1 protein-coding gene is annotated in these 276 nt (G+C 65.6%); it reads left to right on the top strand.

Annotation, left to right across the window (positions count from 1 at the left end; translation table 11 throughout):
* On the top strand, positions 1–276 hold a 276-nt coding region (locus SB751_RS30140; RefSeq protein WP_410749038.1), incomplete at both ends, for an AMP-binding protein.

Here is a 276-nt window from a genome sequence, read left to right as displayed (position 1 = left end):
GAACGCCTGACGCCGGAAAGCCTGTTGCAGCTGATCCAGGACTTCCGCGCCACGATCGTGTTCACGGCGCCCACGTTCTATCGCCAGATGGCCGCGCTGGTCGGCAAGTTCGACCTGTCGTCGCTGAAGAAGAGCGTGTCGGCCGGCGAGGCACTGCCCGACGCCACCCGCCAATTGTGGAAGCAAGCGAGCGGCATCGAGATGATCGACGGCATCGGCGGCACGGAGATGATCCACGTGTTCGTGTCCAGCCCGCCCGAATCGGTACGCCGCGGC

The sequence above is a fragment of the Cupriavidus sp. SIMBA_020 genome, from assembly GCF_046535395.1.
In the GTDB taxonomy this organism is placed as follows: Bacteria; Pseudomonadota; Gammaproteobacteria; order Burkholderiales; family Burkholderiaceae; genus Cupriavidus; species Cupriavidus campinensis.
The sequence above is the reverse complement of the archived record's forward strand: the minus strand, read 5'-3'. Positions and strand labels throughout refer to the sequence as shown.